Raw genomic sequence first — 23,989 nt, forward strand, 5'->3', positions numbered from 1 at the left:
TTATGGTCAATAAATAAAATAAAATACATATTTGTATACATTTTTTATTAAATATATTTAAATATAAAAAAATAACCCATTATTATTGCCAATACATAACAATATAAATGGATTATTTTCTTGTTAATTAAATTTTATTTAAAAATAATTTCAATTTTAAACAATATTTTCTATTCCATATTGTATTTTTTCATTAAATCTATTAATATTTGATTTTTATCTAAATTATGTATAGCATTTACAAATCTTATAGTTCCTGTTTTTCCTCTCATTACTACAGATTCTGTTTTAGCTTTATTATCTCCAACATGAATTACACCCTTTAATAGGTTACCTTCTGTAATTCCTGTAGCAGCAAAGAATAAATCGTCCCCATTTGCTAAATCGTCTATAGTTAATTTCTTTTGAATATCTTCATCTGAGAATCCCATTTCATGACATCTATTTCTTTCTTGTTCGCTTAATGGGTAAATTTGGGCTTGCATATCTCCGCCCATACATTTTATAGCCGCTGCAGTTATTACTCCTTCTGGTCCTCCACCGATTCCCATTAGCATATCAACACCTGTTTCTTCAAAGCAAGTTGCAATACCTGCTGCAACATCTCCGTCTCCAAACATTCTTATTTTACATCCTAATTTTCTAGCTGGTTCAAATATATAATTATGTCTTTCTCTATCTTGAGCCATAATTGTCATTTGAGTTGGTTTTTTACCTAAAGCCTTTGAAACATTTAATATATTTTCTTCTACACTTTTATCTAAATCTATTACACCTTTTGCTTTTGGTCCTACAACTATTTTTTTCATATAAGTATCTGGCGCATTTAATAGAGATCCTTTTTTACCCATAGCTATTACTGCTATAGCATTTGGAAGCCCTTTTGCTATTAATGTAGTACCGTCAAGTGGATCTACAGCTATGTCAACCTCCATACATCCTTCTTCTTGAGTACCGACCTTTTCTCCTATATATAACATTGGAGCTTCATCAAGCTCTCCTTCTCCAATTACAACTTCACCCTTTATTTTAACTGATTCAAAAGCCCTTCTCATAGCTTCTACTGCTGCTCCATCTGCACCGTCTTTATCTCCTCTTCCCATAAACTGTGATGATACTAATGCTGCAGCTTCTGTAACCCTTACAAGCTCTAATGCTAAATTTCTATCCATTTCTTTCTCCTTTTTATATTTATTTTTATTTATATCATTCTAATTCATTTGAATTTTGTATATAACTAACCTTTTATTTATTATTATCATTAAATATTATACATTATTTAATTTTAATGTCTACTATTTAATCTTGATAAATACGATTTCCTAAATTTTTTTTAATAGAAAACATTTACAAATAATAGGAAATCATTTCCTAGAAAATAACTAGAATAAATTTTTTAAATAATTCAAAAATCCATCGCATATATTCATACGATGGATTTTGATTTATATTTTAAAATTGTTTTCTATAAATACCATGAAATAACACTTATCAAAGTAGTAATACTTGTTACAATTAATACTACTGCTATTCCAATGGCTATTATTTTATTCATTTTAGCTTGTTTACTTTTAGCCAATTTTTTTACCTCTTTCTATTTTTTAGCCTTATTGTTATCAACCTTTAAATCTTCATCTGCTGCTACTTCCTTTTCAAAAGTTGATTCACTACATACTTTTTTTAAATATTCCATAAATGGAGCTTGAAGTTCGGGTCTTTTCAAAGCAAAATCTACTGTAGCCTCTAAAAATCCTAGCTTATCTCCAACATCGTATCTTCTTCCTTCAAATTCATATGCATACATAGCTTCTTTCTTTGATAAAGTTTTTAATGCATCTGTCAATTGAATTTCTCCGCCTTTTCCAGGTTCTTGATTTTCAAGAATTTCAAATATCTCTGGAGTTATTATATATCTACCTAATATTGCTATATTAGATGGTTGTTTTCCTGGTTCTGGCTTTTCCACTAGATCCTTAACTTTATAAACACCATCTTCTATATATCTAGCATCGATTATTCCATATTTATTTGCATCCTCTGGTGGAACAGCTTGTACCCCTAATATAGTTGTTCTATACTCTTCATATGCTGACATCAACTGTTTCAAACATGGAACATCATTATCCACTATATCGTCTCCTAGCATTACTGCAAAAGGTTCATCCCCTATAAAACTTCTTGCACAGTAAATAGCATCTCCTAGTCCTCTAGGTTCTTTTTGTCTTATATAGTATATATTAATCATTTTAGATATATTTCTAACTATTTCTAGTAATTCTGTCTTACCTTTTTGTTCTAATTCTAATTCTAACTCAACTGATTTATCAAAATGGTCTTCTATAGATTTTTTATTTTTGCCTGTGATTATAAGTATTTCTTCTATTCCTGATTCGACTGCTTCTTCTATTATATATTGTAAAGTTGGTTTATCGACTATTGGTAACATTTCTTTTGGTTGCGCCTTAGTTGCTGGTAAAAATCTTGTACCTAGTCCTGCAGCTGGTATTACAGCCTTTTTTATTTTCCTTTGCATATAGCTTTCTCCCTCCAAAATTAATCCTATACAAAATATTTCTTGAATTTATTATTAAATAAACTTTCACATTTACATACTATTCTACCTTATTAATATATTTTTGTCACTTTAATTTGAAGTTAACTTCTCTAGTTCATCTAATAATTTGTTAAATTTGTCAATTGTTACTTGTATTGATTTTTCACTAGCCAAATCAACACCGCCAGATTTTAAAAGGCTTATAGGTTTATCAGAGCTCCCCTTTTTCAAGAAATTTATATAATTTTCGGGACCATTATTTAATATATCCTGAGAAAAGCTAATGGCACTACTGCAGCCTGTAGCATATTTATATACATAAAAGCTATTGTAAAAATGAGGTATCCTAGACCATCCAATCATAGAAAGATCATCTACCTCGAAGTCATTCCCATAGTATTTTTTTAATAGCTGTGACCATAAATCATTTAATACCAAGGTGTTTATACTTTGATTGTTTTCAACTAATTTATGGATTTCTCTCTCAAATTCAGCATACATAGTTTGTGTGTATAATGTATCCTTTATAAAATCTAAATATTGGGATATATAATATGCCTTTTGATTATTATCGCCTGCATTTTTTATTAAAAATTCATATAGTAATACCTCATTTGTAGTCGATGCAACCTCATGAGTTAATATCGATGGTTTTGAATTATAGTAGCTTTGATTTTTTTCACTTAAGTACCCATAAATTCCATGTCCCAGCTCATGTACTAAAGTTGATACTGAATCCAGCGAATTATCGTAATTAATCAGTATATATGGATGATTATTATATACAGATAAACAATATCCACCCCCTACCTTCTTCTTATTAGAATAAACATCTATCCAATTCTCATTAAAAGCCTTATAAATTATATCTTCATACTCCTTACCTAATGGAGAAAGCGCTGAATAAGTCAATGAGATAGCTTCTCCATAATCTATATCACTATTATCAGGCTGAGCTATAGGCACAAACATATCGTAGTAATGAACCTTATCTACGTTTAATAATTTTTTTCTCAAAGAAACGTATTTGTGCAGACTATTTTTATTTTTACTTACTGTATCTATTAAATTATTGTATATTTTAGGATCGACTTCATCATTACTTAGATACAGATCTAAGCTCGAATTATAATTTCTCACGTTGGAATAAAATACATTTTTATTCACTTGACCTATTAATAAGCCAGACAAGGTATTTATATTATCGTTATAAGGTATAAATTCATTTGTATAAGCTTCTTTTCTAGTTTCTCTATCTGTTGATTTAATTTTACTAGAATACTCAGATGGAGAATTTTCACTACTTTTATCCATATTACTAAATAAATCGTATATATTTGAAGGAAGTGAAGCTATATTTCCCAGCTTGCTAAGTATATCCTCGGATTTTTCATCTAAATAATGATCTTTACTTTTTCGTATTTCCTCTAGATACGTTTTATATTTGCTATTTACTTTACTATTTTTTAGATATTTATTATATGTAGCATCGGATAATTTAAGTATTTCCAGCTCTAAGTCAGAGCTTATTTTACTGTATTTAGAACCTACTTTATTTACTTTGTCTATCATATCTAAACATTTGTAAGAATCTTTATTTATATCCCTTTTTAGCTTTGCATAGGCATACAATTTATCTATTCTTATATCTAATTTTTCCTTTATTTTAAGAGCTGACATGAAATGTATTTTCGACTTAGTGACTTTACCAACATAGTTTTCTAGCTCTTTAATATCATTTTCGAACTTTACTAATTCCCTTTCCCAAGCATCATCTGATTTGAATAAATTCTGTAGATTCCAAGTCACAGATTTATAATTAGATTGCTCTTCACTATTCTTTTGATTTTCCTGATCATCAGAAATAGAAGAAGCCTGTGCATATATACCTTCATCTCGCTCAAATTTATTTATTTTATAAAAAACACCTGTTGTAAAAATCAACGAAAATATTATAATAGCTATCAAATTTAACTTTTTGCTCATAAAAAGTCATCCTTTCTTATAATTACTTAATATTAGGATGACTTTTTTTTATTTTATTATTCAATTTTTATTAGTTTATACAGTTTATAATTAAGTTATCCACAATCTTATCAACATATCAACAAGCGTTTTCCGACTTTATAATGGAGTTTTTCCAACTCTTATATGCTTGTGTACTTATTACCTAATTGTGAATTATTTTTTTACTTATCAACATTTTTAATCTATTTATCAACAGTTACCAACAAGTTGTACACAAAACCTGTAGATAACTAGGAATACGTTCAAATTTTATTAAAAACAGCCTTATTCTAACCTATTTATCTTAGTTACCATGACTGTCATATCATCTTCAATATTATTAAGTTGTAGCTCTATAGCTCTATTAATTATTCTATCTATGATCTCCTTTGGATTATAAGTATCTAATTTTTTCAGGAAATAAATCAGCCAGTTTTCGCCGATATCATTATTTTTACCTGCATCTATAATCCCATCAGACACCATTATGATATAATCTCCGTCATTTAGCTTATAATTATGTCTATCTAACTTAATCTCAGATAAAATCCCAACTGGTAAAGACGATGATGAAATAAAATCAACATCATTATTCGCTCTTTTGATGTATGTTGAACACGCTCCCATCTTTACAGTTTCCAGTCTGCCCTGCTTCAAGTCGATAATCCCAAGGTCTAACGTTGAAAAAATTTCATCTGAATTACTAAGTAAAAGCATATTATTTATTGTTTTTATCACTATTTCATTATCTATTCTAGCTTCGATCATTTTTTCTAATATATCGATAGTTGTGGATGATTCATCATAGGCTCTTTTTCCTTTTCCCATTCCATCGCATATGGCCATCATATACTGCCCATTATCAATCTCCATATAGGTATAATTGTCTCCACATAGCACATGTCCATCTCTAGATAATGAAAGAGCTTGTGTTGTAGCAGTAAATTTTTCTGCCTTAGTGAGAACTATTTTACATGTATCCTTGTATATATTACATCCATATTTTTGTGCTGATAATTGTTCTCCTAAATAATCCGATATTATCTTTATTAATTTTTGATCACACAAACCTCCATTCGTACATGTATTTTTATCTATAGTTATCTTAAATTCATTTTTCCCCTTAGTCAGATAGTTGAGCTTATTTACTATGATGTTGTTTCTTTCAAGCTCATCTAGTAAATTCTTTTCTTTAGTTAAATCTAGCATAGTACTCATTTCTAAATCATCTGATAAGTTTTTTATCGATTTAGATATATTTCTAATTTGGTCAGCTATTAACTTTCTACCTTCTTCAAACTTCATACTCCAGTCGTAATTAAGCGCAAACATTTTATAGTAGTAGTTTGAAATTTTTATAATCTGCTCTGGATTCATACATGATTTTTTAAACTCCTCTGGTATTGCCCCTACAGTAAGCTGTCCTTCCTCTAAATTCTGTATCATATTGTACATTAACGTATATGTCTTATTAAATCTGACCTCCCAACAGACCTTTTTCATACTGCAATATGAACATTCATCTTTATAAACCATGTCTATCAACTGCGCTATATCATTTTGATTTATTATTTCGTCTTTTTGTCTTATTTTTTCAAATGTATTTGCAAGCTCGCTATAAGCTCTTTGTATATTTATTAATTTACTATTTGTAAGCTCTTTTGTTCTAACTATGTAATCATTTATCGATTGAGATGTATTTATATTTATCTTTATAGCCGATTCAATTCTTTCAAAAAACACCTTTGGAAGAACTGATACAATCAAGGCTCCTATCAAAATATCTCTTATCGAATTTATATTTGACTCTAATCCTGATGTATACGCAAATATAATTATCCAACTTAGCACATATCCCAAAACACATAAATATCTGTTCACTCGGTTGAAGGCCCCACCTATTAGACCTGCAAATGCATATATTCCCATGTATATGGCAGATATAGCATTATTAATAATAAAAGCAAGTCCAACTATTACCCCGCAAGATGAACCTATACTAGCGCCTCCTATAATAGCTGATATTAATATGAAAATCGTCGCTAAAACACTTCTTAACGAAACACCTAATATAGCCATCTGCCCCACTCCCATGATACTGAAAGTTGTTAATAAACTGATAGATATTATCTCTTCTGTTTTTATGCTCATTTTATTTTGGTTGGATACTAAAAATTTTATACCGTATGCAAATATAAAAACTGATGTAAATACTATGATAGATTCAACTCCTACTACTATAAAGCTATACAAGCTTATATCTGTAGTTAAAGTACATATCATAGATACTGGCAATACTATTAAAAATCCAATCAAACTCATTTTTAATAATTCAGTAACTTCTCTTATCTTTTTACTGAAAATCATTATTATACTAGCACAAACAACGTATTTAGCTATTATAGATACTTCGTTAAAAGATAGTAAAGTCCCCAGCAGAACTGCTATAAAAACCTGTATTTTATATTTATCAAATCTACATATATATAAGAAAAAAGCTAATCCTAATGGAGCAATACCATCTATTAAAATTGATCTGCTTAATAAAAATCCAATTATCATAAAAATTACAGCCTTTGAATCAAAAATTTTCGAGAGCTTTAAATTGCTGTAGTTAAAACCCTTATTTTTAATGGTCGCTGTTCTGTCCATAAAAAATCTCCTCCTTTGTTTACATAGATTGTAGCAAAGCAGGAGAAATTAATTTGTCATTTCTAGTACCTAAAATCAAAAAACTTTAAGACATCTTTTTCGCCATTTGACACATTAAGCCTTCCAAATTATCGTATTCACTTACAATTATTTCATTTAATTCTAACTTTTCCATTATTATATCTAAAATTACTACACCAGCTGTTATAATATCCGCTCTTTTTGGTTGTAGGCCATTTAGTCTCTTTTTATCTTCTAATGTCATATTCTTTAGCATTTGTAGAATTTCGTCTACTTCTTTTTTGCATATTTTACTGTTGTGTACTTTTTCCATAGAGTAGATTTCTAATTTTTGATTGATTGCAGAGACAGATGTGATTGTGCCTCCTATGCCCACTAGTTTTTTTATATTTCTACCTTTAATTGTATTTATTGTATTTTCGATTGTTTTATTTATAAATTCAACTGTGTCGTTTAATTCTTGTTCACTTACTATTTCTGTTTTTAAAAATTTTTCTGTTAATCTTAGAGCACCTATATTTTCACTTTTACAGAAATTTACGCCGTCTTGATTTCCAACTATAAACTCTGTAGAACCGCCTCCGATATCTACAACTAGAATTTCTTCAGAATCTTCCTTTTCTACCCCTTCTAATACTCCTAAGAAGCCTAAGTTAGATTCTCTATCTCCAGTAATAACCTCTACATCTATTCCTGTTTCTTTTTTGGCAAGATTTATGAAGTCACCGGCATTTTTACTGTCTCTCAAGGCAGATGTACCCATACAGTATATATAATCGCAGCCTTCACTATCGCAAATAGCCTTAAATTCCTTCAGCGCCTCTATATTTCTATCTATAGCTTCTCTTGATATATATCCCTTATCATCTACACCTTGACCTATTCTAGTAGTATTTACGTATTTTTTTCTATCTATTATCTTTTCGTCCTTGTATATAGCAGTTAATAATCTCATAGAGTTTGTCCCTATGTCTATAGTTCCTATTTTCATCTTGTCCTCCTAGATTTTTAATATATCTTTATTGTATTTATTATAAAACAAAAAAGGCAACCCCAAAAGAGTCACCATTTAGTTATTTAAATTCCTAAATTTATTTTTCTAAGTATATTATCTCATTTTTTTTAACCATGCCTAGTTGATTTCTTGCTAAACGTTCTAATTCATCATCATTTTTATAGGATTTATTATTTTGAAATTTTTTTATCTGGTTCTCTGTATCATTTATTTCACATTCTAATCTAGAAATCTCCTCTTTGTAATCTCTAATATTTTGTAATTGAACTACGACTCCGACTATCAAAGTAAAAATTATAAAAGACACAAACATATAAATTAATATGCATTGACCAGAAAATTTTTTTCTTAAGTTCATATTATACACCCTTTTTCATTCTCTTTTTTACCAAAGGCCTTTTAGATGACTTCCCTTTTATAAAAACAATGTTTGGTATGTAAAATATGATATCAAATAAAAGATGTATTGAATAGACTATAATGTAATACAAATTCTCCAACATTCCGACTATACTTAATACAAACTTTTTTATAAAGGATTTAATAAAATTTATTACCATACTGTTAAACCTAAGTACGAATTTGCTTATAGTATTGTAATATAAAATAAATCCAACTAATAGAGCTATGAAATGATAATATCTCAGTTCAAATTTACTAGTGGCATTTATAACTATAAAAATAATCAATGTGACTATTACCCAAAATAATATATCGAATATAAACGATATTCTTTTTATAAATTTAAAATTATTTTTCAGTGATCTGTTAATATCAAATAAAATTCCTATCGCTATTCCACCGTAGATAGTAGCATAAAATACGTTTAAATCTTCTATAAAATAATTCATTTATTTAAAAACCTTTTTTAAAAAGCTTTCTTGTGCTTTTTTAGATTTAGAATAGACTATAGAGTTTATTGTTCCTTGGACGCTTATTACATTTTCTTCAAGGTTTAGCTTGTTCATATCCAACCCCTCTCCGTCTATTACTAACCTTCCTTCACAAGTTTGTATTTCCACTTTTTTATCACTGAAGGAATATATATGTTCTACGCCTGATATTAACAAATCCGATCTACCTTTTAAACTTATATTATGTTCCACTTTATCACCTCAAATTTATTTATATACTAATATAAATATACTGAGGATTTTTTAATATTATTCTACTATTTCGTACATTTCCTTTGCGTCTGCTTTTAAAACATGTTCTCTGATCTCATTTATTTTAAATTTCATTTTTTTCTCACCGAAAGTTATTTCTAGTATATCACCTATTTTTACCTCTGTAGATGATTTAGCTACTTTTCCATTTATTGTAACAATTCCCTTGTCACATGCATCCTTTGCTACGGTTCTACGTTTTATAATTCTTGAAACCTTTAAAAATTTATCTAATCTCATATATTTTTCTCCTCTAAAATAGTAATAAAAAAGGGCTAAGCATTATAATTACTTAGTCCTTTTTTATAAAAATATTCTTTCATCTCTTGCAAAGTAATTATTTAAAATTACTATACTGTATTATTAAATGTTTAGATGTTTAAATACCTAAATTTTATATTATGCTTGATTTATTGCTTCTTTAAGAGATTTTCCAGCTTTGAACACTGGCGCTTTTGAAGCTGGTATATCAATTACTTGTTCTGGATTTCTTGGATTTCTACCTTTTCTTGCAGCTCTTTCTCTAGTTTCGAAAGTTCCAAATCCTACTAATTGAACTTTTTCTCCTGATACTAATGCTTCTTGGATTGATTCCATTAAAGCATTTAAAGCCATTTCAGCTTCTTTCTTTGTTAATTCACTTTTTTCTGCCATTTTTGATACTAATTCAGCTTTATTCACAATATTTACCTCCTAAATTGTTTATCGTATAAAACCCATTAATTCTTAGTTCTATACACGCTATAAATTTCCTTCTAAAATTTATTGAAATTTAGCCTGTTCCCAAAGTTCATCCATTTCTTCTAATGTCATATCTTCCAGTCTCTTGTTTAATTTTATAGCACTCTGTTCAACAAAGTCAAATCTTTTAATAAATTTGTCATTCGTAATATTTAATGCCTCTTCTGGATCTACCTTTAAAAATCTCGCTAAATTTACTATTGAAAATAGTAAGTCTCCTAACTCTTCCTTTATGTATTTTATATTCCCAGATTTACATTCGTCAAGTAGTTCTTGATATTCTTCAACAACTTTTTTATAAACGTCATTAATATCCTCCCAGTCAAAACCTACTAAAGCTGCTTTTTTTTGTATCTTTTTAGCCTTCATTAAGGCTGGTAAATACACTGGAATTCGTTTTAGCCCTTCTGTAACAGTAGTCTCACCCTTTTCTTCTCGTTTAAGATTTTCCCATGTCTTATCAAATTCGTTCATGTCGATCTCTTCTCTTTTGAAAACATGTGGGTGTCTATGTATAAGCTTTTTACATATTGCACTAGTTACATCTCCTAAATTAAAAAATCCCTCTTCTTCCCCTATTTCACAGTGGAATATAACTTGTAAAAGCACATCTCCAAGCTCTTCTATAAGCTCGTCTATATCATCATTGTCAATAGCTTGATTTACTTCGTATGCTTCTTCTATTAGAGATTTTTTTAAGGTTTCATGAGTTTGTTTCTTATCCCATTCGCAACCATCTGGACTTCTCAAGATTTTCATAACTGATTGTAAATCATATACAGTATTATACATTTTTTTTGAAGATTTTGGTATATATAGACTAGTTAAATAATCAAATAACTCTCTATATCTATCTATTTCATATAGTTTTACTGGAACTTTTTGTTCTAAACCCTTAATACCAGATCCATTAACTATATAAACCTCTTGTTCATCGTCATAGTAATCCATTAATTTTAGCTTAACATTTGATGCTATAAATTCATCGTAAACTTGTGTGACGATCGTATTAGTTCTAGGATCAATAGGGGAATTTTCAAGTTCAAAAGCATCTACTAATCTAAAACCATCTGCTGGGTCTACCGCTAAATAGTTAAACATAGCATCTACAAAGCTCATAGAAGCTATTACTTCGACTTCTATGTTGTTTTCAGTAGCTAACTGCTCTATTATGCCTACAGTCTTCTCTGCTACCCTTGGATGCCCTGGAACAGCGTACACTAAGTCGCCCTCTTTAGCTTTTTCTATTATAAATTCAGATATATGAAAATATACATTCTCAAAATTTTCTTCTTTTTCATAGAAATAATCTAAGCTTGTATAATTTATTTGATTTTTTAATTGATCCACAGTAGGATGCTTTTCTGTTCTTAAAAAAATTCTATCAGATGACTGTAATAACTCTAAAGCTCCTTGGCTGATTAAAGAATAATCTCCAGGACCTAAACCTACAATTGATATTTTACCCATATTATCACTCCTAGTAAATACACTACAAAAACAATGTCATTATAATTATTGTCTTTATTTTAATATCTATTCCTATTCTAATTCATTAACTTTAATTTTTTTAACATTTTATATATTTTTTCACCTTTTGGCATTATTAATATTTCATCTTTTTTCATTCCGCCAATAGCAAATAATACTATTACATAAACAACTCCACCAACCATAATAGAAATTACTGTTGATATTGCATTTCCAAATACCATTGATACTAAACCGTAGCATATCTTAACAGCTACAAACATAGTTGTTACTGTTAATAATGGTTTTATTATAAATTCTTTTTTAGAGAATTTCATATTTAGAGTTTTCTTTATGTACATAAATTCAATTAATGATGCAACTGCATATGCAGTTAAAGTACCTATAGCTGAACCAAAAACATTTATAGATGGTATTCCTGTTAAAGTATAACTTAATATTACTTTAAATACCATACCTATTGCTAAAGCTATAACTGGAACCATAGGTTTACCCATACCTTGAAGTATACCATTTTGTGCATATATTAATCCTAAGAATATAGCAGAAGGTGCACATGCAAATAGCATTTGTCCTATAGCTCCTGTTTCACCTGGATATAATAAATTCATTATCGGAGTAGCTAGAGATGCTAATCCAAAAGCACAAGGTAATACTATAAGTAAAATCATTTTTATTCCGTTTCTAGCTTCTTTCTTAGCTCTTCCACGTTGATTTAATGCACAAGCTTCTGAAATAGATGGAACTAAACTCATACCTATAGCTTGATCTATAAATACTGGTAAGTTTACTGTTGCCATAGCCATACCTGTTAATTGTCCTAATAAAGAGTTTGCTGTTTTTACATCAAAACCACTTTCTTGAAGTCTTCTTACGACAACTATACTATCTACCATGTTTACTAAAGGCATAACACATGCACCTATAGTTATTGGTATTGCAACGTATAAAATCCTTTTTAATATTGTTTTTGTGCTTTCAACTTTAATATGTTTACTCGCTTCAAGTTCAGCTTTACGTTCTTTTGAAGCTTTAAAATAAGCCATAATTAAAAATGCAATTGATGCAAATCCACCTATAGCAGCTCCTAAAACACCACCGGCAGCTCCTCTTTCAGGTCCAAAGCTAACCATCCAGTAATACGCAATTCCTATACCTAGCACAACTCTAAAGAATTGTTCTACCATTTGAGAAATTGCAATCTTACTCATTTCTCTTCTACCTTGAAAATATCCTCTAAATGAAGACATTAGTGGCACAAATAAAAGTGCTGGCGCTATTGCTACCATACTGGCATATGCACCCTTATTTTTCATTATAACTGTAACTATAAAATCCGCTCCAAAATAGAATATACAGAACGAAATAAGTCCTGTGATAAATAATACAGTTGATGCTATTCTAAATGTCTTGTTCGCTCCGCCATAATCTCCAATAGCTCTTTTCTCTGAAACTAATTTAGCCAATGCAGTAGGAAATCCTGCTGTTGCCAATGTTAAAAATAATGTATAGACAGGATATACAGCTTGATAATATCCCATACCAGTTGATCCTATCAAGTTTCCAAGTGGTATTCTAAAAAATGCTCCCATTATCTTAACAACAACACCCGCTGCACCAAGTATAAGCGCTCCTTTTAAAAAGGATTCTTTATTTTTGTTGTTATCCATAATTTTTAACCTCCAATTTATTAGACATATGAAATTATATTCATTTCAGATTACAAATAATATCTTTTCACATTAAAATATCAAAACTGCTTTATATATAAACTATTACAATTCGTATATAAACTTTTGTAACAAAACTTAATATATCACACTTATAACGATTTATTCAATATTTTCCACATTTTTAATTATTTCTTAATAATTTTTTATTAAATATTTTTTATAATTTTAAAAATTAAAGACCCTCTATTAAAGGGCCTTTTAATAAATTATTGAACTTGCTTTCCTAAAAAACTACAAGCTACTTTAAGAATTTTGTCTATTCCTTCTTGGAAGTTTTCATTTTCTTTTGTAACTATGACTATACTTCCTATACAATCTCCTGATGTACTTATTATAGGCATTATTATTTGGCCATTATAAAAATTATTATCGTCTTTGTATAGTGGTATTTTATTTTCGTCTTTTATTTGTTTTACTTCTCTATTTTCTATTAATTGTTCTAACTCTTTACTTATATTTTTTTCTTTGTAGTCTTTTTTAGGTAATTTAGATACTGATACTATAGAATCTAAATCAGTTACAATAACACCATGACCTAATATTTCTCCTAGTGTTTCAGCATATTCTTGCGAGAATTCATTTAACTCTCCTATTGGCGAGTATTTTTTTAGTATAACTTCTCCATCTTTAGCTGTAAATATTTCTAGTGGATCTCCTTCTCTTATTCTTAAAGTCTTTCTTATTTCTTTTGGAATAACAACTCTTCCTAAGTCATCTATTCTTCTAACTATACCTGTTGCTCTCATTTATGATAATCCCTCCATTAATTTCTTTTATTGTATTTTTACCATTCAAAAGAAAAATATACAAATTTCGGTTAACATTATATAATAATTATTTATTTTTTGTCAAAAATTTTTACAATTTAATTATATTTTTAATTTTAAAATACTTTTTTAGAATTTTTTACAAATTTAAATTTATATTTTACAAGATGGATTTTTATTAATTTGTGCATTTTTTTATTATAATTATTACTTAATTTTAAAAAAATAAGGAGAATAACTTCAACAAATTATTCCCCTTATTTTTAGTTCATTTTATTGTATAATTTACTTATATGAAATAGATTTTAATTTATCTTCATTTACATCTATTTTAGCATCATCCACTAATTTTTGAATTTCTTCACTAAATTGAGTACTTAAAAGTGCACTCTTAACATCGTCTTTTGCTGTTTCATAAGTAACTGCTTTATCTGTAACTTTGATTATATGATATCCATATGAAGTTTCTACTATATCAGAAATTTCACCTTTATCTAAAGCAAATGCTGCTTTACTAAATTCTTCTACCATTTGACCGTAAGTAAAAGCACCTAATTCTCCACCACTTTCAGCATTAGAAGTATCCTCTGAATATTCTTTAGCTAATTTAGCAAAATCTTCTCCCGCTTTAGCTTTTTTAAGAACTTCTTCTGCTTTAGTTTTAGCTTCTGCCTTCTTTTCATCTGATAATTCTTCACCAGAATCATCTGTTGTTTTTATTAATATGTGAGATGCAGTTACAGTATTATATGCATCTTTATTAGATTCATATTCCTTTTTTAACTTAGATTCTTCTACATCTGTATTCTTATTAAAATATTCTTGATAAGCAGAAGTAGCTAATTCTCTAGTTAAAACATATTTTAAAAATTCATCATTAATTCCTGCTTTTTCAGCTTGTTCCTTTGTAGTGTCATCTCCATTTACACTTTCGTTAAAACTATCTACAGCTTCTTGAACCTCTTCATCTGTTGGCAATACATCAACTTCTTTAGCCTTTTGGTATATTACTTCTGATTGTTCCATTGATTGAAGTATGCTTTCTTTAAAAGAATCCCAATAAGTTTTCTTTTCTGATGATTTATTATCTTCTGAACTACTAGAAGTTGTTCCATCTTCCATTTCTGTTTCCCAAACAGAAGATGTATATCCATAGCTTTCATATGATAATTTTGTCCAGTTTACATATGTTTTATAGTATTCAAGTGGTATACCTTCACCATTTACTGTAGCTACTGACTTAGAAGAGCATCCTATCATGCTTATCCCTAAAATTAAAGTCAATGCTAATGTCATTAATTTTTTCATTTTCACACCTCATTTTTACTTATTTTCGTTTAATCTACACATTTTTTCTAATAACGCTAATAACTCTAAAACTATTTTATAGCCAACTTTTTCCTTAGTTTTGTATCTAGTTAAAGGTACTAAACTAATTTCATTTTTATTTTGGATGATTTTTTCTATTTTTAATTTTTTACACATAGATTTTATATATGCTATATAAAGTAAGGTCTCGACTGATCTAGGTAAATCAGAGAATCTATCTACTAATTCCTCTCTAATTTCTTCCATGTCATCTTTATTTTCTATAGATGCTATTTTTTTATACATTTCTATCTTATCAGCTTCTTCTGATATATAAGAATTTGGAATATATGCATTTACGGCTAAATTAATTTCAACATCTATTTCTTCTTCAATTGGTTCTCCTTTGACCTTCTTTATAGCTTCATTTAACATTTTAACATATAAATCATAACCTATGACTGCCATATGTCCATGCTGTTGCGATCCTAAAATATTACCTGCACCTCTTATTTCCAAGTCCCTCATAGCTATTTTAAAGCCAGATCCGAACTCAGTAAACTCTCTGATAGCCTTTAATCTCTTCTCTGCTACCTCACTTAAAACCTTGTCCTTTTCATACATTAAATAAGCATAGCCTTGTCTAGAACTTCTTCCTACCCTACCTCTCAATTGGTAAAGCTGAGCAAGTCCCATTTTATCTGCATCGTATATAATCATTGTATTTGCATTTGATATATCCATACCTGTTTCAATAATTGTGGTACAAACTAAAACATCGTATTCCTTATTTAAAAATGCTAATATAATGTTTTCAAGCGTTTTTGATGTCATTCTACCATGGGCAACGGCAACTTTTGCATCAGGTACTAATTTTTGAATTGTACTTGCCATCTCTTCAATATGTTCAACTCTATTATAGACAAAAAATACCTGACCTCCCCTTGCAATTTCTCTTTCTATTTCATCTTGAATGATACTCTCTTTTGCTTCTACTACATAAGTTATGACTGGATGTCTCTCCTGTGGCGGTTCTTCTATTACACTCATGTCTCTAATTCCACTTAAAGACATATGTAGCGTTCTAGGTATAGGAGTAGCTGATAAAGTCAATACATCTACTGTATTTTTAAATTCCTTAAGAGATTCCTTATGCTTAACACCAAATCGTTGCTCTTCGTCGATTACAAGCAATCCTAAATTAGGTAAATTAATATCCTTTGAAATAATTCTATGCGTTCCTATAAGAATATCTACTAATCCCTTTTTCGCATCGTTTATTATTTCCCTTTGTTGTTTAGGAGTTTTAAATCTACTTAAAACCTCCACTCTAATAGGATAATTCTCAAATCTGTCTCTAAACGTGTTGTAATGCTGTTGAGCTAAAATAGTTGTAGGAACTAATATTGCAACTTGCTTCTGATCCATACAGGCTTTAAATGCGGCTCTTATAGCAACTTCCGTCTTTCCATATCCAACGTCTCCACATACAAGTCTATCCATTACCTTTGATGATTCCATGTCTTTTTTAGTTTCCTTGATAGCTTTTAACTGATCTTCCGTTTCTTCATATGGAAACAAGGATTCAAATTCCTTTTGCCAAACTGTATCCTTAGAAAACTTATAGCCTTTTACCTTTTCCCTCTTCGCATAAAGCTCTACTAAATCCTTTGTCATGTCTTCTATTTCACGTTTGACCTTTGCCTTTGCCTTTGTCCATTCATTTGTTCCAAGCTTATTTAACTTAACCTTTTGAGCCTCTGCACCTATATACTTTTGAACCTTATCCATTTGATCTATAGGTACATATAAGTTATCTCCACCTTGATAAATTATTTTTAAATAATCTTTTTTGACTCCATTAACTAAAATTTGTTCTATACCTGTATATCTACCAATACCACTATTTTCATGAACTACATAATCTCCTATTTTTAAATCTAAAAATGACTCAATTTTTTGTCCATCCTTGTTCTTTTTCTTTTTAGATTTTTTAGAAGCTCTTTTGTTTACACCTATTATTTCATTATCTGTTATGACTTGAAATTTTATAGATTTATATTCAAAGCCTTTACTGATATTTGCTGGAATAATCACTATTTGCGAGGATTTTATTTCTATATTTCTGCTTTTTGATATTGTAGCTTCTAACCCTAAATTAAATAAATCCTCGTGTAATTTTTTACATCTATCAGAAGAATTTACTGCTAATATTACTTTATAGCCATTGTATCTAAGTCTATTTAAATCCTCTACTAATACATTCATTTTTGAATTGTATGTAGGAATTTCTCTAGATTCAAAATTAATTACATTAGTTACTGAAAAATCATTTACCGGCTTTGGCAATAATGAATTTATAATTAATTTCTTATCATCAATTAAAAACGGTAAATCTTCATAAGTATAAAGTAAATTTCCCTGATTTTTTATAGCTAAACCTCTCTCAAGATTTAGTTTGTAATTATCCTTAAATTCATTCAAATAGTTTTGACATCTTTCTTTAAGCCTAGAGATATCATTCACTACTATTATGGCATTATCAGGAAGATAAGTAAATAAACTTTTATTTGCATCTTCATATAGATAATCAATATAATTTTCTACACCTTGGAAATATGTTTTATTAGCTATATTATCCATATTGTTAAAAACATCGTCATCAGTATATTGATTAGTTTCTTCTTTAATTTTTTTAACAGCTAAGCTTGTATCTTCTGGATAAATAAATTCTCTCGATGGAGTTATCACTACTTTTTTTATTTTTTCTATAGATTTTTGAGAAAAAACATCAAAAGTACGTATAGAATCGATTTCATCATCAAACAACTCTATACGAATAGGATGCGTATATTCTAGTGAATACACATCTATTATCCCACCTCTAATGCTAAATTGACCAAGCCCTTCTATTCTAGAAACTCTCTCATATCCTAATTTAACTAATTTTTCACTTAGTGCCTCTAAATCTATAATATCTCCTACCTTGTAAGTAAGTATATTATCCAGCAAAACATCTTTAGGTATATATTTTTTTAGTAGTGCATCTATAGATGTAACTAATATAGTTTTTTGTTTTTTTGCTAATTTTAATAATACTCTTAATTTTTTTGCTTCTTCATTTCTATCCTTCGCATCTAAATGATAAAAATAAATTTCATCTGTACTCAGATATTCCACCTTATCCTTAGTATAAAAACTAAGCTCGTTATAGACCTTCTTTGCTTCTAAATCACTGTTGGCAATAAACAAAGTAGGTCTAGATAACTCCTTAAATAGAGAATAAGTTATATGTGGCTTTTGCATAGCTAAAAGACCATTTAGCTGTAATGATCCTTTTTTATTACATATCGAGTTTATAATCTCCTTATACTCATTTGAGTTTTTTAAAGGGTATACAAAAACATCCTCCATATAGCCCCTCCTTATTTTACATTGTATCTATTCATTGCTAAATCTAAATTCTCTCTAATAGCACAGTCAACTGCTGCGACTGCATGTTCATAGCTTTCTTGAAGATTTTTTTCATCGTCTTTACTAAATCTAGATAAAACAAAATCCGCTAAATCTTGTCCATTTTGAGGTCTTGATATTCCAACTCTAACTCTTGGAAATTCATTAGAGCCTAGACATTTTATTATAGATCTCATTCCATTATGAGTTCCACCGCTGCCTTTTTTTCTGATTCTAATTTTGCCTATATCTAAATCTATATCATCGTATATTACAATTAAATTTTCTAAATCTATATTGTAATAATTACATATATCAGCAACTGACTCTCCACTTAAATTCATATATGTTATAGGTTTTACTAATATTACCTTTTCAGTTCCGACTCTTCCTTCTCCAGTTAGTGCTTTATGTTTTATTCTACTAACATCTATTGAATATTCCTTTGCTAAAAGATCTATAACATTAAATCCAACATTATGTCTTGTTTTTGCGTATTTGTCTCCTGGATTTCCTAATCCCACTATTATATACAAAATTTTCGCCTCCTTTATATTTTTTCGCTTATAATTTCAAAATAGATTTTTATTATATCATATTGCGTTAACATGATTAAAATTGTGGCAATAGAAATAAATGGTGTAAATGGTATTCTAACTTTTAAATCTATCCTTCTTTGTTTTAAAATAATTAAAATCCCAAATAAAGATGTTATCAAAAATGATAATACAAACACATTAAGGCTATGTTTCGCTCCCAATACAAAGCAACATAACCCATAAAATCCTATATCACCCTCTGCTATTGCCTTTGTAGTTTTACATATCAAAAAAGACAGTAAAAGTCCTATTACTAAACCCTCTAAATGGTCTAATAAACAATCATAAGGTATTTTCATCAAAATAAATACTACACTCTGAATTATTATACCACTAACTACAGTTATATCGTACACAAAAGTTGTACGAAAATCTATTATTGAAATCAATATTATAAATGGAATTAGTAAAAAATAACTTATAGAATCTGTAGTTATTTTATATTTATTATATATTAACAAGGATATTATTATACTCATCGAATATATTATTATAGTATTAGATAAAGATGGTTTAATATCCTTGCATATTATGTATATTAATTTGTTTTCAATATAGGATACTATTAAAAAAATGGCCATTATAACACAAATCATAATAATATATTTATAGATTTATTATATTTTTGTATACTTGATATTCTATTTATATCTGCACAATCTTTCTAACATACTGTAAATCATCGCATCTACTCAATAAGCTCTCCTTAGATATCAATCCTTGTTTATAGAGTCTAGAAACATCTTGATCCATAGAAAACATATTTTGTTTTGATGAGGTTTGGATTATATTTTGAATTTGATAGATTTTATTCTCTCTTATTAGGTTTCTTATAGCTGTATTAGCTATCATAACCTCTGTAGCTACTATTCGAGATGATTCATCTATAGAGGGGATTAATTGCTGTGAGACGATGCCTGTACATACAGTCGATAGCTGACTTCTTATTTGCTGTTGCTTAGATGCTTCAAACGAATCTATTATCCTATCTATAGTTTTGGCGGCCCCTATAGTATGCATAGTCGAAAATACTAAATGACCTGTTTCAGCAGCTCTTAATGCTATTGAAATAGTCTCTGGGTCTCTCATCTCTCCAACTAGAATCACATCTGGATCTTGTCTTAAGCTCGCTTTCAGTGCTGAATTAAAATCTATTGAATCCTTTCCTATTTCACGTTGATTTACTATGCTCTTTTTATGTCTATGTATGTATTCTATTGGATCCTCTAGAGTTATAATATGACATTGTCTAGTTTTATTAATTAAGTCAATCAAGCTTGCAAGTGTTGTGGATTTTCCACTACCTGTAGGACCTGTTATTAAAATCAACCCTTTCTGTTTTTTAGCAAATTCTTTAATAACTTCTGGCAATTTAAGCTCTTCAAAAGACGGTATTTCCCTCGGTATTATTCTCAACGCCATAGCATAATTACCTTTTTGCTTATAAATATTAGCCCTAACTCTATATCCATTTGATAAAGATATAGAAAAATCTAATTCTCCCTCTGTATTAATCTTGTGTATAAGTTTTTCATCGATAATTTGCTTTAATAAGTTATACACATCTTGATTAGTAAGAATTTGTTGTTCTAGTTTTATAAATTTACCATTAACTCTAGCAATTGGGGATAAATCTACTGTTATATGTACATCTGATGCATTTAAATTCACAGCTTTATCAAGTATTGTTAATAAATCCATAAATCTCTCCTCTCTTTTTATTTATACACTGTGGATAATTTTATAATATAAATAATACTTTTATCTCAAAGTATTTATATTATTGTTAAAAATTCACATTTATATACAAATAAAATAAAGGTATTGCTAAAATGATCAATCATTTCTGCAATACCTTATATTAACGAATTCCTATATAATTATCTTATTAGAATAATATACTAATAGATTCATTGTTGAATATTTTCTTAATTGCATTAGCAAATAAATCTGCTACTGTTAATACTTCTATATTATCTAATTTCTTTTCTTCTGGAAGTTTTATTGTATCTAAAACTATTAATTTAGTTATAGAAGATTCTTTTATTCTTTCTATTGCTGGACCTGATAAAACTGCATGTGTACAGCAAGCATATATATCTTTAGCACCAAATTTCTTTAATGCATTAGCTGCATTTGTTATTGTACCAGCTGTATCTATCATGTCGTCAAGCATGATTATATTTCTTCCTTCAACGTCTCCTATTAAGTTCATAACTTCTGAAACGTTAGCTTTTGGTCTTCTCTTGTCGATTATTGCTAGTGGAACATCTCCATCTAATTGGTTAGCAAATTTTCTAGATCTAGTAACACTTCCTAAGTCTGGTGAAACTACTGTTAAATCTTCTAAATGCATTTTATTGAAATAATCAGCTAATATATTTTGTCCTAGAAGATGATCTACTGGTATATCAAAATATCCTTGTATTTGAGCAGCATGTAAATCCATAGTTAAAACTCTATCTGCTCCAGCTGCAGTTATTAAGTTTGCAACTAATTTTGCAGTTATTGGATCTCTTGATTTTGCTTTTCTGTCTTGTCTTGCATATCCATAATAAGGGATAACTGCTGTTATTCTACCTGCAGATGCTCTCTTTAATGCATCGATTATTATTAATAATTCCATTAAGTTTTGGTTTACTGGGTTGTTTGTAGATTGAACTACGAAAACGTCACAACCTCTTATTGTTTCTTTTATGTTTACAGATATTTCACCATCGCTGAATTTAGTTACTTCACATTCTGAAACTTTAACTCCTACTCTCTCAGCTATCTTAGCTGCTAGTTCTGGATTTGCATTACCAGTGATAATTTTAATCTCACTTCCGCTAGTATTCATTCTTATCCTCCCGAAAAATTTATATATTATATTTTAGACATAAATGTCTATAAAAGGCAAATTTATTTCTTGTTTTCTTTTGCTGCGTCTCTTGCTTCTTTTTTAGCTACCCAGCCTTCTTTTACAACTTGTCTTTGTCTAGCTATAGCTAATGCTCCATCTGGTACATCATCAGTTATAGTTGAACCTGTTGCTATATATCCTTTATGCTCGATATGAACTGGGGCAACTAAGTTTGAATTAGAACCTATAAAAGCTCCATCTTCAACTGTTGATCTAAATTTATTTTTACCATCATAGTTTACGAATACCACTCCACATCCAATATTTACATCTTTTCCTACATCAGCATCTCCTATATAAGATAGATGTGATGCCTTTGAATAGTCTCCTATGTTGGCATTTTTAACTTCTACAAAGTCTCCTATCTTAACATGACTTCCTACATTACTCTTTGGTCTTAAATATGCATAAGGTCCAACAGTAGTATTTTCGCCGACAGCGCTATCTATTATAGTAGATATTTTTACTTCTGTAAAATTACCAATCTTAGAATTTGTTATAGAAGAATTCATTCCTATTATACATTCTTCTCCTATAACAGTGTTTCCTTTTAACATTACGCCAGGTTCTACAATAGTATCCTTACCAATTTGTACATTTGATTCAATATATGTATTTTCTGGATTAATTATTGTAACTCCATTTTCCATATGTTTTTTGTTTATTCTTTTTCTCATGATTGCTTCGGCTTGTGATAACTGAACTCTTGAATTTACACCCATTAGCTCTTCTATAGTAGCTCCCACGAAAGCTCCTACTTTAGAACCTTTGTCTTTTATTATTTTCATTGTGTCTGTTAAATAATACTCTCCTTGAGCATTATTGTTGTCTAATAAATCTAATGCTTCTTTTAGTTTGTCACCTTTGAAACAGTAGATTCCTGAATTGATTTCATTTACTGCTAATTCTTCTTCATTAGCATCTTTTTGTTCTACTATTCTTGAGAAGTTTCCTTCTGCATCTCTTATAACTCTTCCATATCCTGTTGGATCATCTACTTTAGTTGTTAAAACTGTAGCCATATATTCATTTTCTAGATGATAGGCAAATAGTTTCTTTAGAGTATCCTCTTCTATTAAAGGAGTATCCCCACATAATACAACTATAGTATCGTCGTCATTTATAGCATCCTTTGCCATTTTAACTGCATGACCTGTACCTAATTGTTCTTTTTGCATTACTACAATACATTCTTCTGGTATTACATTTTTTACAGTTTCAGATCCATGTCCTAATATTACTACGACATCGTTCACTCCTGATTTATTTGAAATATCAATTACATGATTTACCATTTCTTTTCCACATACCTTGTGCACTACTTTAGGATTTTTAGATTTCATTCTAGTTCCTTTACCTGCAGCAAGTATTATCGCTTTAAAGTTCATCTTTTCACTCCATTCATATAAATATTTTCTGTAAATTAACTATTTACATACAATATTATATACTTTCATACGATTTTTTTACCAATAAACTTTTATTTTTTTGAAAAAAGTTATAAAAATTATTATAGTATGCTAAATAATCTATATAAATGACTATTAATGTGCCTATTTGACACTAATAATATAACACTT

20 protein-coding genes are annotated in these 23,989 nt (G+C 29.0%); all 20 read right to left on the reverse strand.

Going from position 1 to position 23,989, the window contains the following annotated elements; translation table 11 throughout:
- Positions 1–170: 170 nt before the first annotated feature.
- On the reverse strand, positions 171–1,172 hold the full coding sequence (glpX, locus tag SPD90_RS00110; protein ID WP_320923939.1) for a class II fructose-bisphosphatase: 1,002 nt from the start codon (positions 1,170–1,172) through the stop codon (positions 171–173).
- A gap of 422 nt (positions 1,173–1,594) precedes the next feature.
- Positions 1,595–2,533: a UTP--glucose-1-phosphate uridylyltransferase GalU gene (galU, locus tag SPD90_RS00115; RefSeq protein WP_320923940.1), complete on the reverse strand. Its 939-nt coding sequence runs from the start codon at positions 2,531–2,533 to the stop codon at positions 1,595–1,597.
- A gap of 111 nt (positions 2,534–2,644) precedes the next feature.
- The gene (pepF, locus tag SPD90_RS00120; protein ID WP_320624177.1) at positions 2,645–4,540 is read right to left on the reverse strand and encodes an oligoendopeptidase F; all 1,896 of its coding nucleotides are present in this window, start codon (positions 4,538–4,540) and stop codon (positions 2,645–2,647) included.
- A 306-nt stretch (positions 4,541–4,846) separates the two neighbouring features.
- Positions 4,847–7,213 carry a stage II sporulation protein E gene (gene spoIIE / locus SPD90_RS00125; protein WP_320923941.1) on the reverse strand — a complete coding sequence of 789 codons (2,367 nt, stop codon included), beginning with the start codon at positions 7,211–7,213 and terminating at the stop codon, positions 4,847–4,849.
- 85 nt (positions 7,214–7,298) lie between these two features.
- Complete coding sequence (locus tag SPD90_RS00130) at positions 7,299–8,225, reverse strand: Ppx/GppA phosphatase family protein (RefSeq protein ID WP_320624179.1); 927 nt, start codon at positions 8,223–8,225, stop codon at positions 7,299–7,301.
- 100 nt (positions 8,226–8,325) lie between these two features.
- Positions 8,326–8,607, reverse strand: a complete 282-nt coding sequence (locus SPD90_RS00135; protein WP_320624180.1) for an FtsB family cell division protein — start codon at positions 8,605–8,607, stop codon at positions 8,326–8,328.
- A 1-nt stretch (position 8,608) separates the two neighbouring features.
- Entirely contained in the window at positions 8,609–9,100 is a 492-nt protein-coding gene (gene yabQ / locus SPD90_RS15270; RefSeq protein ID WP_320923942.1) for a spore cortex biosynthesis protein YabQ, read from the reverse strand.
- Positions 9,101–9,355, reverse strand: coding sequence for a YabP/YqfC family sporulation protein (locus SPD90_RS00145; protein WP_320626418.1), 255 nt, complete (start codon positions 9,353–9,355; stop codon positions 9,101–9,103).
- A gap of 57 nt (positions 9,356–9,412) precedes the next feature.
- Positions 9,413–9,655: an RNA-binding S4 domain-containing protein gene (locus tag SPD90_RS00150; protein ID WP_320626419.1), complete on the reverse strand. Its 243-nt coding sequence runs from the start codon at positions 9,653–9,655 to the stop codon at positions 9,413–9,415.
- 159 nt (positions 9,656–9,814) lie between these two features.
- On the reverse strand, positions 9,815–10,096 hold the full coding sequence (locus SPD90_RS00155) for an HU family DNA-binding protein (RefSeq protein WP_320626420.1): 282 nt from the start codon (positions 10,094–10,096) through the stop codon (positions 9,815–9,817).
- Positions 10,097–10,177: 81 nt separating this feature from the next.
- Positions 10,178–11,626 carry a nucleoside triphosphate pyrophosphohydrolase gene (gene mazG / locus SPD90_RS00160; RefSeq protein WP_320923943.1) on the reverse strand — a complete coding sequence of 483 codons (1,449 nt, stop codon included), beginning with the start codon at positions 11,624–11,626 and terminating at the stop codon, positions 10,178–10,180.
- Positions 11,627–11,703: 77 nt separating this feature from the next.
- Positions 11,704–13,317 carry a putative polysaccharide biosynthesis protein gene (locus tag SPD90_RS00165; RefSeq protein ID WP_320923944.1) on the reverse strand — a complete coding sequence of 538 codons (1,614 nt, stop codon included), beginning with the start codon at positions 13,315–13,317 and terminating at the stop codon, positions 11,704–11,706.
- A 269-nt stretch (positions 13,318–13,586) separates the two neighbouring features.
- Positions 13,587–14,126: a stage V sporulation T C-terminal domain-containing protein gene (locus SPD90_RS00170; RefSeq protein WP_320624491.1), complete on the reverse strand. Its 540-nt coding sequence runs from the start codon at positions 14,124–14,126 to the stop codon at positions 13,587–13,589.
- A gap of 306 nt (positions 14,127–14,432) precedes the next feature.
- Positions 14,433–15,455: a peptidylprolyl isomerase gene (locus SPD90_RS00175; RefSeq protein ID WP_320624492.1), complete on the reverse strand. Its 1,023-nt coding sequence runs from the start codon at positions 15,453–15,455 to the stop codon at positions 14,433–14,435.
- 15 nt (positions 15,456–15,470) lie between these two features.
- On the reverse strand, positions 15,471–18,869 hold the full coding sequence (gene mfd, locus SPD90_RS00180; RefSeq protein ID WP_320923945.1) for a transcription-repair coupling factor: 3,399 nt from the start codon (positions 18,867–18,869) through the stop codon (positions 15,471–15,473).
- Between the two features lie 11 nt (positions 18,870–18,880).
- Positions 18,881–19,444, reverse strand: coding sequence for an aminoacyl-tRNA hydrolase (gene pth / locus SPD90_RS00185; protein ID WP_320923946.1), 564 nt, complete (start codon positions 19,442–19,444; stop codon positions 18,881–18,883).
- Between the two features lie 14 nt (positions 19,445–19,458).
- Positions 19,459–19,968 carry a prepilin peptidase gene (locus tag SPD90_RS00190; RefSeq protein WP_320923947.1) on the reverse strand — a complete coding sequence of 170 codons (510 nt, stop codon included), beginning with the start codon at positions 19,966–19,968 and terminating at the stop codon, positions 19,459–19,461.
- 184 nt (positions 19,969–20,152) lie between these two features.
- Positions 20,153–21,208: a type IV pilus twitching motility protein PilT gene (locus SPD90_RS00195; RefSeq protein WP_320625827.1), complete on the reverse strand. Its 1,056-nt coding sequence runs from the start codon at positions 21,206–21,208 to the stop codon at positions 20,153–20,155.
- A 187-nt stretch (positions 21,209–21,395) separates the two neighbouring features.
- Positions 21,396–22,346, reverse strand: a complete 951-nt coding sequence (locus SPD90_RS00200; RefSeq protein ID WP_320625826.1) for a ribose-phosphate diphosphokinase — start codon at positions 22,344–22,346, stop codon at positions 21,396–21,398.
- 62 nt (positions 22,347–22,408) lie between these two features.
- Entirely contained in the window at positions 22,409–23,797 is a 1,389-nt protein-coding gene (glmU, locus tag SPD90_RS00205) for a bifunctional UDP-N-acetylglucosamine diphosphorylase/glucosamine-1-phosphate N-acetyltransferase GlmU (protein ID WP_320625825.1), read from the reverse strand.
- Positions 23,798–23,989 lie beyond the last annotated feature (192 nt).

The organism is Intestinibacter sp. (assembly GCF_034113885.1).
In the GTDB taxonomy this organism is placed as follows: domain Bacteria; phylum Bacillota; class Clostridia; order Peptostreptococcales; family Peptostreptococcaceae; genus Intestinibacter.